Origin of the sequence: Bradyrhizobium sp. SZCCHNS1050, from assembly GCF_032484785.1 — a bacterium.
Classification (GTDB): domain Bacteria; phylum Pseudomonadota; class Alphaproteobacteria; order Rhizobiales; family Xanthobacteraceae; genus Bradyrhizobium.
The window spans coordinates 1,000,449-1,015,573 of the sequence record NZ_JAUETR010000001.1; the positions used below are offsets into that span (position 1 = coordinate 1,000,449).

At 66.6% G+C, this 15,125-nt stretch carries 15 protein-coding genes; 8 read left to right on the forward strand and 7 right to left on the reverse strand.

What is annotated here, in order from left to right:
- Window positions 1-16: 16 nt before the first annotated feature.
- The 6 genes from QX094_RS04715 to QX094_RS04740 all read left to right on the forward strand — a co-directional run bounded on the left by QX094_RS04715 (window position 17) and on the right by QX094_RS04740 (window position 6,216).
- Entirely contained in the window at window positions 17-1,411 is a 1,395-nt protein-coding gene (locus tag QX094_RS04715) for an FAD-linked oxidase C-terminal domain-containing protein (protein WP_316187655.1), read from the forward strand.
- Window positions 1,408-2,931 (forward strand): sugar ABC transporter ATP-binding protein, encoded by a 1,524-nt coding sequence (locus QX094_RS04720; RefSeq protein ID WP_316187656.1) that lies wholly within the window; start codon window positions 1,408-1,410, stop codon window positions 2,929-2,931. The genes QX094_RS04715 and QX094_RS04720 overlap by 4 nt, the downstream gene beginning before the upstream one ends.
- Window positions 2,924-3,874 carry an ABC transporter permease gene (locus QX094_RS04725; RefSeq protein WP_316165905.1) on the forward strand — a complete coding sequence of 317 codons (951 nt, stop codon included), beginning with the start codon at window positions 2,924-2,926 and terminating at the stop codon, window positions 3,872-3,874. Before QX094_RS04720 ends, QX094_RS04725 begins: the two co-directional genes overlap by 8 nt.
- A complete protein-coding gene (locus QX094_RS04730; RefSeq protein WP_316165903.1) occupies window positions 3,871-4,848 on the forward strand; it encodes an ABC transporter permease in 978 nt (325 codons plus the stop codon). The genes QX094_RS04725 and QX094_RS04730 overlap by 4 nt, the downstream gene beginning before the upstream one ends.
- A 39-nt stretch (window positions 4,849-4,887) precedes the next feature.
- Window positions 4,888-5,862: a sugar ABC transporter substrate-binding protein gene (locus QX094_RS04735; RefSeq protein WP_316187657.1), complete on the forward strand. Its 975-nt coding sequence runs from the start codon at window positions 4,888-4,890 to the stop codon at window positions 5,860-5,862.
- Window positions 5,863-5,928: 66 nt separating this feature from the next.
- A complete protein-coding gene (locus tag QX094_RS04740; protein WP_315752359.1) occupies window positions 5,929-6,216 on the forward strand; it encodes a YciI family protein in 288 nt (95 codons plus the stop codon).
- 156 nt (window positions 6,217-6,372) lie between these two features.
- On the opposite strand, the gene QX094_RS04745 is transcribed toward QX094_RS04740, so the two are convergent.
- The 7 genes from QX094_RS04745 to QX094_RS04775 all read right to left on the reverse strand — a co-directional run bounded on the left by QX094_RS04745 (window position 6,373) and on the right by QX094_RS04775 (window position 13,563).
- A complete protein-coding gene (locus tag QX094_RS04745; RefSeq protein WP_316187658.1) occupies window positions 6,373-7,266 on the reverse strand; it encodes an NAD(P)-dependent oxidoreductase in 894 nt (297 codons plus the stop codon).
- Window positions 7,263-7,667 carry a carboxymuconolactone decarboxylase family protein gene (locus QX094_RS04750; protein ID WP_315713518.1) on the reverse strand — a complete coding sequence of 135 codons (405 nt, stop codon included), beginning with the start codon at window positions 7,665-7,667 and terminating at the stop codon, window positions 7,263-7,265. Before QX094_RS04750 ends, QX094_RS04745 begins: the two co-directional genes overlap by 4 nt.
- A gap of 210 nt (window positions 7,668-7,877) precedes the next feature.
- Window positions 7,878-9,338: an aldehyde dehydrogenase family protein gene (locus QX094_RS04755; RefSeq protein ID WP_316184072.1), complete on the reverse strand. Its 1,461-nt coding sequence runs from the start codon at window positions 9,336-9,338 to the stop codon at window positions 7,878-7,880.
- 361 nt (window positions 9,339-9,699) lie between these two features.
- Complete coding sequence (locus QX094_RS04760; protein WP_315825319.1) at window positions 9,700-10,677, reverse strand: HEAT repeat domain-containing protein; 978 nt, start codon at window positions 10,675-10,677, stop codon at window positions 9,700-9,702.
- A gap of 2 nt (window positions 10,678-10,679) precedes the next feature.
- Entirely contained in the window at window positions 10,680-10,913 is a 234-nt protein-coding gene (locus QX094_RS04765) for a ferredoxin family protein (protein WP_006609939.1), read from the reverse strand.
- 21 nt (window positions 10,914-10,934) lie between these two features.
- Entirely contained in the window at window positions 10,935-12,677 is a 1,743-nt protein-coding gene (locus QX094_RS04770) for a fumarate reductase/succinate dehydrogenase flavoprotein subunit (RefSeq protein ID WP_316184073.1), read from the reverse strand.
- A gap of 112 nt (window positions 12,678-12,789) precedes the next feature.
- Window positions 12,790-13,563 carry a ferredoxin--NADP reductase gene (locus QX094_RS04775; RefSeq protein ID WP_316165899.1) on the reverse strand — a complete coding sequence of 258 codons (774 nt, stop codon included), beginning with the start codon at window positions 13,561-13,563 and terminating at the stop codon, window positions 12,790-12,792.
- A 254-nt stretch (window positions 13,564-13,817) separates the two neighbouring features.
- Between QX094_RS04775 and QX094_RS04780 the strand changes: the two genes are divergently transcribed.
- Together QX094_RS04780 and QX094_RS04785 are read left to right on the forward strand one after the other, a co-directional pair.
- The gene (locus QX094_RS04780; RefSeq protein ID WP_315713523.1) at window positions 13,818-14,108 is read left to right on the forward strand and encodes a gamma-butyrobetaine hydroxylase-like domain-containing protein; all 291 of its coding nucleotides are present in this window, start codon (window positions 13,818-13,820) and stop codon (window positions 14,106-14,108) included.
- Window positions 14,109-14,182: 74 nt separating this feature from the next.
- Complete coding sequence (locus QX094_RS04785) at window positions 14,183-14,968, forward strand: Crp/Fnr family transcriptional regulator (protein ID WP_315752353.1); 786 nt, start codon at window positions 14,183-14,185, stop codon at window positions 14,966-14,968.
- The last annotated feature ends 157 nt before the right edge of the window (window positions 14,969-15,125 follow it).

Below are 15,125 nucleotides of genomic sequence, written 5' to 3' on the forward strand. Positions count from 1 at the left end.
GCGGACGGGAGGAACGATGGAGTTGCGGGTCGGCACCGGCGCATTGGCCGAGCGGCTTTCGAGCCTGATCGGACCACGCGCGAGTCTCGCGCGCGGCGTGCTGGATCAGCACGGCCGCAGCGAGTCATACTATCCGGCGATGCCGCCCGACATCGTCGTGTTTCCCGAGACGACGCAGGAGGTCGCCGACATCGTCAGGCTGTGCGCCGAGGCCGGCATGCCGATCGTGCCGTTCGGCGCCGGCACGTCGCTCGAAGGCAACGCTGCGGCTGTCGCGGGTGGGGTCTGTTTCGACTTCGCCCGCATGAACAAGGTGCTGGCCGTGCACGACGCCGACATGGACGTCGTGGTGCAGCCCGGCATCACGCGCAAGCAGCTCAATACGGAGCTGCGCACGACCGGCCTGTTCTTTCCGATCGATCCCGGCGCCGACGCCTCGATCGGCGGCATGAGTTCGACCCGCGCCTCCGGCACCATGGCGGTGCGCTACGGCACCATGAAGGACAACGTCCTCGCATTGGAGGTGGTTCTGGCCGACGGCAGGGTGATCCGCACCGCGAAGCGTGCGCGCAAATCCGCCGCCGGCTACGACCTGACCCGGCTGTTCGTCGGCGCGGAGGGGACGCTCGGCGTGATCACCGAGATCACGCTGAAGCTGCATCCCGTGCCGCAGGCGATCTCGGCCGCGACCTGCAGCTTCCCCACCCTGCATGACGCGGTCGACACCGCGATCACGCTGATCCAGTCGGCCGTCCCCGCCGCCCGCATCGAGCTCGTCGACGACGTCATGATGCGCGGCATCAACGCCTATTCCAAGCTCGGCTACCGGGAGACGCCGACCCTGTTCCTGGAATTCCACGGCTCCGAGGCCGCCGTCGCCGAGCAGGCGCAGACCGCCGAAGCGATCGCGACCGAGCATGGCGGCCGCGGCTTCGCCTGGGCGAAGGCGGCCGAGGACCGCAGCCGGCTGTGGCACGCGCGCGACAACACGCTGTATGCCGGACTGGGCCTGCGGCCCGGCGCGCGCGCCGTCATCACCGATGTCTGCGTGCCGATCTCGCGGCTGGCCGAATGCCTGACCGAGACGCACCGGGACGCCGACGTCAACGGTTTCCTTGCGCCGATCGTCGGCCATGTCGGCGACGGCAACTTCCACATGCTGATCCTGGTCGATCCCAACGATGAGAACGAGCTCGCCGGCGCCAAGGCGCTGCAGGCGCGCATGGTGGCGCGCGCGATCGCGATGGACGGCACCTGCACCGGCGAGCACGGCATCGGCCTCGGCAAGGTCGACTATCTCCGGGACGAGCTCGGCGAGGCCGTCGCGGTAATGCGCGCCATCAAGGCCGCGCTCGATCCCGAGGGCCTGATGAATCCGGGCAAGATCTTTGCCGGCGGAGCGCACGCATGACCGCGGCAGCCGCCATCGCAGCTCCATCGCCCGCGCCGCTGCTGGAGCTGCGCGGCATCAGCAAGTCGTTTCCCGGCGTCAAGGCGCTGGACGACGTCTCGTTCACCATCTACCCGGGCGAGGTCCACATGCTGCTCGGCGAGAACGGCGCCGGCAAGTCCAGCCTGATGAAGGTGCTGTGCGGCGCCTACAGCGCCGATGCGGGCGAGATCACCTATAAGGGCGAGAAGGTCGAGATATCATCGACGGCCGACGCGCAGAAGCTCGGCATCGCCGTCATCTTCCAGGAATTCTCGCTGGTGCCGTTCCTCGACATCGCGCAGAACATCTATCTCGGCCGCGAACCCAGAGGCCGGCTCCCCGGCACCATCGATCGCCGCAAGATCCTGGCCGACGCCAAGCGCGTGCTCGACAGCATCGGTTTCGACATCGATCCCTCTGTCATCGTCGACACGCTCGGCGTCGCGCAGCAGCAGATGGTCGAGATCGCCAAGGCGATCAGCCAGAACGCGCGGATCCTTGTGATGGACGAACCGACCGCGGCGCTGTCCGACCGCGAGGCGGAGCTGCTGTTCGCACTGATCAGGCGGCTGAAGGCGGACGGCGTCGCCATCGTCTACATCTCGCACCGCATGGCCGAGGTGTTCGCGCTCGGCGACCGCATCACCGTGCTGCGCGACGGCCGCCGCATCGACGATATCAGGCCCGCCGACGTCACCCCCGACCAGCTCGTGCGCATGATGGTCGGGCGCACTATCGACATGAGCTATCCACGCCATTTCGCGGCAACGCCCGGCGAGCTCGTGCTCGAGGTCAGGGGACTGAGCGCGCCGACCGGCATTGCCGACATCAACATCGAGGTGCGGCGGGGCGAGATCGTCGGCCTGTGCGGTCTCGTCGGCTCCGGCCGCACCGAGGTGGCGCGCGCGATCTTCGGCGCCGATCCCGTCAGCGAAGGCGAGATCATCTTCGACGGCAAGCCGATCGCGGGCGAGCCCGACATCGCGGCCCGCCGCGGCATCGCGCTGATCCCCGAGAGCCGCAAGAGCGAGGGCCTGGCGCTGCTGCGCTCGGTCGGCGACAACCTCGTGGTCTCGGCGCTGAAGAAGCTGTTTCCCAGCGGGCTCTACGATCCCCGCGGCGCACAGCGCACGGCGGACGGGCTGATCCGGCAATTGCGCATCGCAACACCGAATGCGCGGCAGACGGTCGGCCTGCTCTCCGGCGGCAACCAGCAGAAGGTCGTGATCGGCAAGTGGCTGGCGGCAGGCGCCAGGCTGTTCATCTTCGACGAGCCGACGCGCGGCATCGACGTCGGCGCCAAGTCCGAGATCTTCGCGCTGATCGACCGGCTGGTCGCCGATGGCGCGGCCGCGCTGATGATCTCGTCCGAGCAGATCGAGATCTGCCACGTCTGCGACCGCGCCTATGTCATGCGCGAAGGCCGCATCGCCGGGCACCTGGCGCGCAGCGAGCTGACCGAGGAGAATATCGTGCGACTGGGGATGCATGATGAGTGACGCCACCATCGTCGCGCCGCTCCGAACGCTGCAGCGCATCCCGGGCGTGGCGATCGTGCTGGTGCTGTTGATCGCGCTGTTCGGCGCGATCGCGCCGGGCTTCCTGTCGGCCGCGAACCTGTCCAACGTGCTGGTGCAGTCGACGATCCTGACCATGCTCGCGCTGCCGATGACCCTGATCATCATGACCGAAGGGCTCGACCTCTCGATGGGCGCGGTGCTGACGCTGACCTCGCTCTGCGTCGCCATCGTCTCGCTCGCGACCAAGTCCGTGCTGCTCGGCCTGGGCGCCGCCGTCCTGGTCGGCGCGGCGTTCGGCACCGTCAATGGTTGGCTGGTCGCGATCGTCGGGATTCCGCCGTTCGTGGCCACCCTCGCCACGCTCGGCATGGCGCAGGGCCTGTCGCTGATCGTGAGCGACGGCCAGAGCGTGGTCGGAATTCCCCACGGCGTGCGCGACATCTATTCGGCGACGCTGCTCGGCATCCCCGTGCCGATCGTGATGGGGCTTTTGACCTACGCTGCGTTTCACGGCCTGCTCTATCACACCAGGTTCGGCACCTACATCTTCGCGCTCGGCGGCAATCGCGAAGCGCTGCGCTATGCCGGCCTGTCGCCGACACGACTCCTGATCGCGGTCTACGCGATCGGCGGCACGATGGCGGGCATCGCCGGTCTGCTGATGACCGCGCGGATGAATTCGGGACATCCGACCGCAGGGCTCGGGATGGAGTTCGACGCCATCGCGGCGGTCGCGGTCGGCGGCACCTCGTTCGAGCGCGGCAATGGCTGGCTGCTCGGCACCGTGCTCGGCGTCGTCGCCGTCGGCGTGCTGCGCAACGGTCTCAATTTGGTGTCGCTGCCGTCCTCGGTGCAGGTTGCCAGCGTCGGCGCGCTGGTCATCATCGCGATGTTCCTCGACGGCCTGCGGAGCCGGTCATGACCGACATCGCCAAGGACACGCTGCCGCCGCCGCGCTCGCTCCTGTCGCAGAACGCCGCGCAGGTGTTCTATCGGATGCTCGCCGCGCTGCTGATCTGCGCGGCGCTGACCGTGCTGAGCGACTCCTTCCTCAGCCTGGGCAACATCCTCAACGTGCTCAGGCAGGCGAGCCTGACCTTCTTCATCGCCTCCGGCCTCACCCTGGTGGTGCTGACCGCCGGCCTCGATCTGTCGGTCGGCGCCAACGTTGCCTTGTCGGCGTGTCTCGCCGGCACCGTGATCCATCAGACCGGCTCGCCCGCACTCGGGATCCTGACCGGGCTGCTCGCCGGCGGCAGCGTCGGCTTCCTCAATGGCTTCATGGTCACGGCGCTGCGCATCCCCTCCTTCATCGCCACCTACGGCATGCTCTGGGTGCTGAACGGCGTCACCTACTGGTACATGGCGGGCGAGACGATCCACGGCTTTCCCGCGGGCTTCCGCCAGATCGGCAGCGGCTATCTGCTCGGGCTGCCGATCCCGGTCTATCTGCTGCTGGTGTTCCTCGCGATCGGAACGTTCTTCGCGCAACGCACGATCTGGGGCCAGGAGATCTACGCGATCGGCGCCAATCCGGTCGCGGCCCGGTTGTCCGGCATTCCGGTCGCGCGCCGGCTGCTGCTCGTCTACACCGTCTCCGGCACCATGGCCGGGCTCGCCTCCATCATCTTCCTGTCGCGGCTCAACTCCGCCGAAGCCGACATCGGCGAGAGCCTGACCTTGCCGGCCATTGCCGCGGTGCTGATCGGCGGCACCTCGCTGTTCGGCGGCGTCGGCACGGTGTTCGGCACCTTCATCGGCGCCCTGATCCTGACGCTGGTGCTGAACGGCATGAACCTGCTCGCGATCAGCGCCAACTGGCAGCCGCTCGTCACCGGAATCATCGTGATCGTCGCCGTCTGGCTCGACATGAAGACCCGGCGCCCGGCGCAATGAACCTTGGAAGACAACCAAAAAACGAGGGAAGGAAACGACATGCAACATCGGACCACATGCTGCCTCGCTCTGTCACTGCTGATCGCCGCTGGCGTGACGCAGGCCCGGGCCGACGGCGAGACCATCGCCGTCTTCACCAAGAACCAGACCAATCCGTTCTTCCAGACGGTGCGCGTCGGCGCCGACAACATGGCGAAGGTCCTCAACGCCAAGATCCTGCACTACATCCCGACCAAGCCGGACTCGATCCCCGAGCAGCTCAGCCAGATCGAGGACGTCGTGGTGAAGAAGCCGAGCGCGATCGTGTTCACGCCGGTCGACTACAAGGCGATGGTGCCCGGGGTCGAGAAGATCAACGACGCCAAGATCCCCGTCGTCAACATCACCGACCGCTCCGCCGGCGGCAAGTTCGTCGCCTTCGTCGGCGCCGACGACTACAGCCTGGGCCTTGAGACCGGACGTTTCCTGCTCAAGACGCTCGGCGGCAAGGGCAACATCGTCATCATCGAAGGCGTCAAGGGCTCGCTGACCAATGTCGACCGCGTCCGCGGCTTCAACGACGCGCTCAAGGAGAACCCCGGCGCCAAGCTGCTGGCGTCGCAGCCCGGCAACTATCAGCGCCTGCAGGCCCTGCAGGTGATGGAGAACCTGATGCAGTCCAATGCGCAGATCGACGGCGTGCTCGCCGCCAACGACGCCATGGCGGTCGGCGCGATCGAGGCGCTGGACGGCGCCGGCCGCAAGGCGCAGGTGATCGGCATCAACGGCACCAAGGAGGCGATCGACGCCATCAAGTCCGGCAAGCTGCTCGCCAGCGGCGACTACAACGGCTTCGCCCAGGGCTGCCTCGGCACCATGATGGCCGTCCGCGCATTGCGCGGCCAGCCCGTCATCAACGAGATCGTGCTGAAACCGACCGTCATCACCAAGGACAATTATCAGCCGTTCGACGTGTCGCTGGAGCAGCGCACCTGCCCGAGCTTCGAGGATGCAGGCAAGCTCAGCGCGAAATAGGATCAGCCATCAGTCCGGAAGCAGGACGGCACGCAGCCGTCCTGCTTCAACTTGCGGAGAGAATTCATGCTGTTTGCGATTCACGCGCTCGACAAGCGGGACGCGCTGCCGGTCCGGCTTGCCAACTACGACGCGCACAAGGCCTATCTCGGTGACAGCGCCCGCCTGCCCGTCACCATCGTGATGTCCGGCCCGCTCGTCTCCGACGATGGTTCGACGATGATCGGCAGCCTGTTCCTGGTCGAGGCTCCCGGCCGCGCCGAGGTCGAAGCGTTCAACCGCGCCGACCCGTTTGCCGCGGCCGGGATCTGGGAGAAGGTGACGATCACCGGGTTCCTGCGGCGCCAGGGTTAATCCGACTGCGTCACGCGGATCTCAGCAGTTGCAGTTTCCGCCGTCACCCGGAATCTGGAAATTGTCAGGTGTGGACGCAAAACAATCTCGAGATTCCGGGTTCAAGGCCCGCGGCCTTGCCCCGGAATGACGGTGGTTGCGACGCAGTAGTACCAGTCACCCCTTCAGCTCGACGCCGGCCAGCGCCTCGCTCAGCTTCGCCAGCGCCGTGTGATCCTGCCCGGGTCCGAGCATCCCCTGCGCGCTGGCGCTGAGCTCGCGGCAGAGGTTGGAGAACGGCGCGGCGACGCCGGCGGCACGCGCGACCTCGAGCGCGATCGACAGGTCCTTCACCATCAGGTCGAGCCCGAAGCCGCTGTTGAATTGGCGCGACAGCACGAACTGCTTGAACTTCTTCTGCGTCGAGTTGTTCATGCCGGTCGAGGCGTTGAGCACGTCGGTCATCAGGCCGGGGTCGATGCCGAACTGCTGGCCGATCAGCAGCGCCTCGACGCCGATCAGGAAGCCACCGGCCGAGACGAGGTTGTTGAGCGCCTTCATCGCCTGGCCCGAGCCGAGGCCGCCGATGCGGTGGATCGTGGTGCCCATGGCGCGCAACAGCGGCTCGACGCGGTCGAGCGCGCCCGGCTCGCCGCCGGCCATGATCGCGAGCTCGCCGGTCACGGCGCGCGGCACGCCGCTACTGACCGGCGCATCGAGCATGGTGACGCCGAGCGGGGCGAGATCGGCGGCGATCGCCTGCGTCGCCGCCGGCGCGCCGGAGCTCATGTCGATGACGATGTGATCGCGCGTCAGGCCGGCGCGCAGCGCGCCGACGGCGTCCGCGACATGTTTGCTAGTCGGCAGCATCGTGATGATGACATCCGCCTGCCCCGCCGCGGCCGCGAGGTCGCCGGCCTCGACACCGCCGACCTTGGCGACGAACTCAGCAGCCCGCCCGGGCACGGCGTCATTGACGGCGACCGCAAAGCCGGCGCCGAGCAGGCGCGCGGCCATCGGCCAGCCCATGTTGCCGATGCCGACGAACAGGACCTTTTGCGGCGCGCTCATGCGCCGTCCTTCTTGGCGATGGCACCTTCCGCGACCAGCACCTCATGCGCGGCCTTGAACGCCTCGAGGCCCGCGGGAATGCCGCAATAGACGGTCGCGTGCAGCAGGATCTCCTTGATCTCGTCGACCGTGACGCCGTTGGTGAGCGCGCCCTTGACGTGCAGCTTCAGCTCGCTCGGCTTGCTGAGCGCGGTCAGCATCGCGAGATTGATGATGCTGCGGGTGCGGCGATCCAGTCCTGGCCGGGTCCAGGCATAGCCCCAGCACATTTCGGTGGTGATGTGCTGGAAGGCCATCATGAAGTCGTCGGCCTTGGCGAGGCTGCCATCGACATAGGCCGCGCCGAGCACCTCGCGGCGCACCTTCAGGCCCTTCTCGAACAGTTCTTTTTCGTCGCTCATCCACTCGTCTCCTTCTGCAAACCCTGATGTCATCTCGTTGTTTGCGCATGATCTCCGCGCAAACGCCTTCGGCGTTTGTCGCGAGGGAAAACCGGCTTCCACTTTCCCGGATCATGCTCTGGCGCCTCGCCGCGCGGACTGACAACAACAACGCCGGGCGGCATTGTCAGTGACGTCCACACGGCGGAATTGATCGGAGATGCGAATCCGCTAGCCGTGCTTGACGATCAAGGTTTTCATCGCGGCAAGCTCGTACAGCGCCTCGAAACCCTTCTCGCGGCCGTGTCCCGATTTCTTCATGCCGCCGAACGGCAGCTCGATGCCGCCGCCGGCGCCGTAGCCATTGACGAACATCTGGCCGACCTTGACCTTGCGCGCGACGCGCATCGCTCGCGAGCCGTCGCCCGACCAGACGCCGGCGACCAGGCCGAAATCGGTGGCGTTGGCGAGCCTGACGGCGTCGGCCTCGTCGTCGAACGGCATCGCCGCCAGCACCGGACCGAACACCTCCTCGCGCGCCAGCTCGGAGTCGCGCGCGACGTGCTGATACAGCGCCGGCGCCACATAGAAGCCCTCGCTCGGCACGCCCTCGGCGATCCTGCCGGTCGCCACGCGCCTGGCGCCGCCGCTTTCGGCACGCGCCAGCATGTTTTCGATCCGCGTCTTCTGGACCGCGCTGATGACCGGACCAAGATCGAGATCCATCTCCGGCGTGCCGGCCGTGATCTTCTCGAAGCGGAGCGTGAGGTCGGCCAGGAAGCGGTCCCAGATCGAGCGCTCCACCAGCACGCGCGAGCCGGCCGAGCAGGTCTGGCCGGCGTTCTGCACGATCGCCGCGGCCACCGAGGTCAGCGCGGCATCGAGATCGGCGTCGGCGAACACGATCTGCGGCGACTTGCCGCCGAGTTCGAGCGTGCAGCCGATGTGGTTCCTCGCGGCCGCCGTCTGCACCAGCGTGCCGACCTCCGGGCTGCCGGTGAAGGAGATGAAATCGATGCCGTCATGCGCCGACAGCGCCGCACCCGCCTCCTCGCCAAGACCCGGCACGACATTGATCGCACCGGCCGGGAAGCCGGCTTCCGCCGCGAGCTCGGCAAGACGCAGCGGCACCAGACAGGCCTCCTCGGCCGGCTTGATCACGGTCGCGTTGCCCATCGCCAGCGCCGGCGCGACGGTGCGACCGAACATCTGGCCCGGATAGTTCCAGGGAATGATGTGGCCGGTGACGCCGAGCGGCTCGTACACCGTGGTGACGAAGAAGCCGTCGAGGAACGGGATGGTGTCGCCATGCACCTTGTCGGCGGCGCCGCCGTAATATTCGAAATAGCGCGCGACGGCGACGACGTCCGCCTTGGCCTGCTTCATCGGCTTGCCGGTATCGGCCGCTTCGAGCTTCGCCAGCTCCTCGGCATTGTCCTCGACGAGGCGGCCGAGCTTCGACAACAGGCGCCCGCGGTCCACCGCGGCGAGCCGGCCCCACGGGCCTTCCAGCGCGCGGCGCGCCGCCGCCACGGCAAGATCGATGTCGGCCGCGTCACCGGCGGCAATCGAGGCGATCACCTGTCCGGTCGCCGGCGCCAGCATCGCAATGCTGCGGCCCGACTGCGCGGGCTGCCACTTGTTGTCGATGAAGACGCCCTTGGCGGCAGGCAGTTTGACATTGGCGTTCATGGCAGCTCTCCGGCTTCTCTTTGCAGCTCGTCCGCGGGTCATATCAGACCTCGGCACGGCGCATCCCCTCGCGGCCGCGCGACAGCCGGTCGGCAATGGAGGCGTGTCACCAGGGCCGGACTGACCGGCCCCTCTCTCCGTTTGCGCTGCAGCGGTCATGATGCCCGATGGATGCGTCCGACGTTTCTGTCAGACAATCCGGGAGCCGTCCAGAACGGGACGTGGGGCGCACGAGAACGTGCGGCGCGCGGCCCTGCGGGGCTCGCGCGCGATCGGCCGCGACATGATCGTCGCAAGGCTCGTCATCTGGCTGACCGCCCGGTCCGCCATGCGGTCGGGAACGCTCGTGGCCGGCGCGCGATTACGCGCCGGTTCTCGCCTTGCTCGCCGCGATCTGGTGCAGCGCCCATCTCGCATTCTTGCGCACGTCGGGATCGAGATCGTCGGCGACCAGCGCGAGGTACGGCTCGCCGTCGGGCGCAGCGATCTCGCCGAGCGCAGCCGCCGCCTCCTTGCGCAGATTGGCCTGCTCGTGGGTGATGCATTGGCCGATCGGCCGCACCGCATGCGGCACCTTCATGCGTCCGAGGCTGCGGATCGCCTTCAGGCGCACCTGCCAGAACTCATCCGCCAGGCAGGCGATCAACGGATCGGCGGCGACTGCACCATTGACGTTGAGCCCGAGCGTCTCGGCCGCCATCTCCCGCACCATCCAGTCGGAATCCTTGAGCGCGCGTGTGATGGTCTCCGCGGCGATCTTCATGTGCGAGAAGGCGAGCGCGCTGACCGCCGCGCGCCGGACATGCGCATCGGGATCACTGATCAGCGCCGTCAGCGCCGGAATCGACTCCTCGAGCTTGAGGAAGCCGATGACGCCGATCGCCTGCACGCGGACCGCGGCATCCGGATCCTGCAGCGCCTCCAGCGCCGGCTTGAGCGTGTCCTTGCGCCGCAGCTCCTTCAGCGCGCGCAACGCGCCCATCCGGACGAAGGCGTGGGCATGCTTCACCAGCGGCAGGATGGCGTCGGCCGAAGCGGGATCCTTGAACTCGGCGAGACTGTCGGCGGCTGCCGATGCAACGATCCGCTCGGGATCGACGAGCAATTGGACCAGCGCCTCCGCCGCCTCCGGCCCGTCGAACTCGCCGAGCGCCATGGCGACCTGCTGGCGCACGCCGGCGTCGGGATCGGCGACCATCTTCGCCAGATGCGCGACCGCGGCGGGATCGCCGGAATGTCCCAACGCGATGATCGCGACCCGCCGCTCCGCCGGATCGGCGGCGCCGAGCCGCTCGTCGGCGTCGTCGAGATCGTCGTAGGATTCGAACGGGCTCGACATGATCACCTCAACAGATAGGGAATGTTGACGGTGACGGCGCCGGTCGGGCAATCCGCCTCGCAGGGCATGCAGTACCAGCATTCATCATAGGCCATGAAGGCCTTGCCGGTCATGTCGCTGATCCGGAGCACATCGAGCGGGCAGACGTCGACGCAGACCGTGCAGCCCTTGTCGGCGATGCATTTGGCGTCGTCAACGACGACCGGGACCGACGTCTGATAGGTCGCAAGAGGCATGTCTCGTTCTCCTTCTGATCGTCAGGCGCTGGCGCGGATGCGCTGCTTGTCGTAGAGGTCCTTCTCATCGTCCGCGATCGGCACGACATAGGGCTGCACCGCCCGCTTCTCGCTGGTCATGCGGCCGTCCAGCTTGCTCAGCAGCGTGTGACAGAACCAGTTCTCGTTGTCCTTCTCCGGAAAATCGGTGCGCCAGTGATAGAGCCCCCAACGGCTCTCCTCGCGGAACAGCGAGGCATGGGCGGCCATGTCCGCGCAATCCATGATCGACTGTACCTCCAGTGCGCGCAGCAGTTCATGCGCGTTGCGTGCGATCATGCGCTCCTGCATGTCCTCGCGGACCTCGGCGAGCCGGCGCATCCCGAGCTCGTACTTCCGCGTCACCTTCGGCGGCTGCAGATAGTCGTTGACCAGGCGCCGCGTCTTGTACTCGATCTGGTTCGGCGGAATGCCATCCTCGCGCTTGGTCGGCGCAAGCACGCGCTCGCGCTCCAGCGCGATCTCGGCGGCATCGATGTCGCCGAAATCATGATTGTCGGCGAACTCCATCGCGTCGAGCCCGGCGAACGAACCGTTGGTGAATGCGCCCAACATATAGTTGTGCGGAACGCTGGCCATGTCGCCGGCCGCATAGAGCCCGGGGACGGTCGTGCGGGCATTGTCGTCGACGAACACGCCCGACGCGCTGTGGCCGGAGCAGAAGCCGATCTCCGAGATGTGCATCTCGATCGATTCCTTGCGGTAGTCGACGCCGCGGCCCTCCTGAAACAGCCCCCGCGTGGGCCGCTCGACCTTGTGCAGGGTGTGCTCGATCTCCTCGATGGTCTTGTCGTGCAGGTGCTTGAGCTGCAGGAACACCGGCCCCTTGCCGGACAGCAGCTCGTTGTAGAATTCCAGCATCATCTGGCCCGACCAATAGTCGCATTCGATGAAGCGGCGATCCTCGTTGTTGGCGGTATAGGCGCCGAAGGGACCGGCGACATAGGCGCAGGCCGGACCGTTGTAGTCCTTGATCAGCGGATTGATCTGGAAGCATTCGAGATTGGCGAGCGCCGCGCCCGCGTGATAGGCCATCGCATAGCCATCGCCGGAATTGGCCGCATTCTCATAGGTGCCGAACATGTAGCCCGAGGTCGGCAGGCCGAGCCGTCCCGCCGCGCCCATGCACAGGATGACGGCCTTGGCCTTGATCACCAGCATTTCGGCGGTGCGAGTGTTGACGCTGACGGCGCCGGCGATGCGGCCATCGCTCGACTTCAAGAGCCGCGTCGCCATGTAGCGGTTGGAGATCAGGATGCGTGCGCGGCGCAGTTGCCGGTACAGCGCCTTCTTGACGGTCTCGCCGTTCGGCATCGGCAGCACGTAGGTGCCGATGTGGTGCACCTTCTTGACGGCATAGTCGCCGTTCTCGTTCTTGAGGAAGCGGATGCCGAAGCTGTCGAGCTCCTCGATGATCCCGTAGCAGCTCTGGGCGTATTTGTAGACCGCCTTCTGATCGACGATGCCGTCATTGGCGATCGTGATCTCCTTGGTGTATTGCTCCGGCGTTGCATAGCCGGGGATGACGGCGTTGTTCAGGCCGTCCATGCCCATCGAGATCGCGCCGGAGCGCTTGACGTTCGCCTTCTCCAGCAGAACGACGTTGGCCTTCGGATTCTTCATCTTGGCCTTCAGAGCGGCCATCGGGCCGGCGGTGCCGCCGCCGATCACCAGCACGTCGCAGGACACCTCCGAGAGGCCGTCGACGATCTCATCCATTGCCATTCTAAGCTCCTGCTTGGCCGGGGTCACACCGGTCCGGATCAGACTTGTTCAGCGGGGGCACCCGGCGATAGCAATTAGTTGTCGCCTGAGCGCATTTCTTCGCGCCGGCCAGTCAGCGCTCGACGAACGCCTTCTCGACCACGAAATGGCCGGGCGTGCTGTGGTTGCCTTCGACGAAGCCGCGGCCCTCCAGCATGGCCTGGAGCTCGGCCAACATCGCCGGGCTGCCGCAGAGCATGACGCGGTCGGTCTCGACATCGAGGTCGGGCTCGCCGATGTCGGCGAACATCTGCCCCGATGCGATCAGGTCGGTGATGCGGCCGCGGTTGCGGAACGGCTCGCGGGTCACCGTGGGGTAATGAAGCAGCCGGTTCCGGACCAGCGGTCCAAAGAATTCGTGGCCGCGCAGGCCATCGACGAGCTGCTCGCCATAGGCGAGCTCCGAGACCTGGCGGCAGCCATGGGCCAGCACGATGGTCTCGTAGGTCTCGTAGATGTCGGGATCCTTGACCAGGCTGGCGAACGGCGCCAGCCCGGTGCCGGTCGACAGCAGCAGCAGACGCCTGCCCTGAATCAGGTTGCCCGCGATCAGCGTTCCCGTCGCCTTGCGCCCCACCAGGATGCGATCGCCCTCTTTGATCTTCTGCAGCCGGGAGGTCAGCGGCCCGTCCGCCACCTTGATGCTGAAGAATTCCAGCTCCTCCTCGTGATTGGCGCTCGCCATGCTGTAGGCGCGCATCAGCGGCCGGCCGTCGACCTCGAGCCCGATCATCGCGAACTGCCCGTTCTGGAAGCGGAAGCCGGGATCCCGCGTGGCGGTGAAGCTGAACAGCGAATCGGTCCAGTGCCGGACCGACAACACCGTCTCGGTCTGAAAAGCGCTCATCGTCGTCTCCTGAGGCGCGGGGCGCGCCGTGTGGCGGTTGCTGACGACGATGTCGCGGAAACGGCGCGGTTCGGCAATTTCGAACGCGCCGCGGCGGTGGATTAGTTGCAAAGATTGTTCCGCGGGAAGGCGAGCGCGCGGCAACGAAGCACCTCGCGCTCTACATTCCGTCGAACGAGGCAATTAGTTGCTGGGGGCCCCGGTCCGTCTCCCCTAGCGTGACGACGCCGGCTTCGGCACAACCAGGAGGCGCCATGATTCCAGCCGATACCCTCAACAGCGAAGTCAGTCCCGACCTGGCGTCGTTACGGCTGCGGAATGCCGGCGGCGCTCCCGCGGAGCTGTCCGCCGAACGGCTGCGGCTGTCCTGCATGTGCGCGCATTGCAGGCGGGCCCGCCTCGACGGCCGCTTCCCGGCGCAGTTTCCCGGGATCGGCATCGTCGGGGTCGGAGATCTCGGTTACGGCTTGAACATCGCGTTTTCCGACGGCCACAATCGCGGCATCTATCCGAAATCATACCTTTGGGAACTCGTTGCCGCCTGAGGTGCGTCGCGCGGTGACGGATGGCACGAACATTGCTCCGCTTCTGATCAGTATGATCAATGCGGAGGCAAGACATGTTGCTGCAGGCAGCCAAATCAGCTGCGGACGCCGTGCCCTCTCCCATGACGTCAGCGCGCGCGGTGACCAGTTCGTCGCTCCTGCTCACCGAAAGCCAGCAATCCATCGGCGGCCCGCCGTCGCTGATCGAAAGGCTCAGCCTGCGCGAGCGTGAGCAGGTGCTCAAGCAGGGCCGCCGCAAGGTGCTGAACCGCGGCCAGACGCTGTTCAGCCAGGGCGCCAGGCACGACGGCATCTTCCTGGTCGAGAGCGGCCGCATCCGCGTGTTCTATACGTCGCCGCAGGGGCGCGAGATCACGCTGGCCTATTGGCATGTCGGCAATTTCGTCGGCGGTCCCGAGGTGTTCGACACCGGCGTGCATCAATGGTCCGGCATCGCCGCCAGCAACGCCAGCGTGATCCAGCTTCCCGGCAAGGAGCTGCGAACGCTGGTGGCGGAGATCCCCAATCTCGCGATCGGACTGATCGAGGGGTTGAGCTTCAAGGGAAAATGCTACTCCGCCCTGGCCCAGATGCTGGGGACGCGTTCGATCACCGAGCGGCTCGCTCATCTGCTGCTGCATCTCGTCGATCTCTATGGCGTGGACGATCCCGACGGCAAGGTCATTGCCGCGGCCTTCACCCATGCCGACATCGCCCACATGGTCGGGGCGACGCGGCAGTGGGTGACGATCAGCCTCAAGCGGATGCAGGAAAAGAATATCGTCCGCACCAGGCGTTCGCAGATCGTGGTCTGCCGGCCCGACGTCCTGGACGAGATGCGCGGGCAGGCCGCGGATTAGCCGGCCTGCTCATGCAAGCGGCTGTCATGAGCGAAATTGCCCAAGGAGTACGCAACCGGATTTTGACGGCAACTAATCCACCCGCTGCCGAACTCCGGATTTGCGCTCGTGGACGCGGCCTTCATCATGGCGCCATCAGCCATCCAACCGAACGGGG

Excerpts from the sequence above, each read along its gene's own strand:
- QX094_RS04780 (WP_315713523.1), top strand. The coding sequence starts at position 13,818 with ATGATTCCAGCCGATACCCTCAACAGCGAAGTCAGTCCCGACCTGGCG.
- QX094_RS04765 (WP_006609939.1), bottom strand. The coding sequence starts at position 10,913 with ATGCCTCTTGCGACCTATCAGACGTCGGTCCCGGTCGTCGTTGACGAC.
- QX094_RS04740 (WP_315752359.1), top strand. The coding sequence starts at position 5,929 with ATGCTGTTTGCGATTCACGCGCTCGACAAGCGGGACGCGCTGCCGGTC.
- QX094_RS04760 (WP_315825319.1), bottom strand. The coding sequence starts at position 10,677 with ATGTCGAGCCCGTTCGAATCCTACGACGATCTCGACGACGCCGACGAG.
- QX094_RS04735 (WP_316187657.1), top strand. The coding sequence starts at position 4,888 with ATGCAACATCGGACCACATGCTGCCTCGCTCTGTCACTGCTGATCGCC.
- QX094_RS04755 (WP_316184072.1), bottom strand. The coding sequence starts at position 9,338 with ATGAACGCCAATGTCAAACTGCCTGCCGCCAAGGGCGTCTTCATCGAC.
- QX094_RS04750 (WP_315713518.1), bottom strand. The coding sequence starts at position 7,667 with ATGAGCGACGAAAAAGAACTGTTCGAGAAGGGCCTGAAGGTGCGCCGC.
- QX094_RS04770 (WP_316184073.1), bottom strand. The coding sequence starts at position 12,677 with ATGGCAATGGATGAGATCGTCGACGGCCTCTCGGAGGTGTCCTGCGAC.
- QX094_RS04745 (WP_316187658.1), bottom strand. The coding sequence starts at position 7,266 with ATGAGCGCGCCGCAAAAGGTCCTGTTCGTCGGCATCGGCAACATGGGC.
- QX094_RS04785 (WP_315752353.1), top strand. The coding sequence starts at position 14,183 with ATGTTGCTGCAGGCAGCCAAATCAGCTGCGGACGCCGTGCCCTCTCCC.
- QX094_RS04730 (WP_316165903.1), top strand. The coding sequence starts at position 3,871 with ATGACCGACATCGCCAAGGACACGCTGCCGCCGCCGCGCTCGCTCCTG.
- QX094_RS04720 (WP_316187656.1), top strand. The coding sequence starts at position 1,408 with ATGACCGCGGCAGCCGCCATCGCAGCTCCATCGCCCGCGCCGCTGCTG.
- QX094_RS04775 (WP_316165899.1), bottom strand. The coding sequence starts at position 13,563 with ATGAGCGCTTTTCAGACCGAGACGGTGTTGTCGGTCCGGCACTGGACC.
- QX094_RS04715 (WP_316187655.1), top strand. The coding sequence starts at position 17 with ATGGAGTTGCGGGTCGGCACCGGCGCATTGGCCGAGCGGCTTTCGAGC.
- QX094_RS04725 (WP_316165905.1), top strand. The coding sequence starts at position 2,924 with ATGAGTGACGCCACCATCGTCGCGCCGCTCCGAACGCTGCAGCGCATC.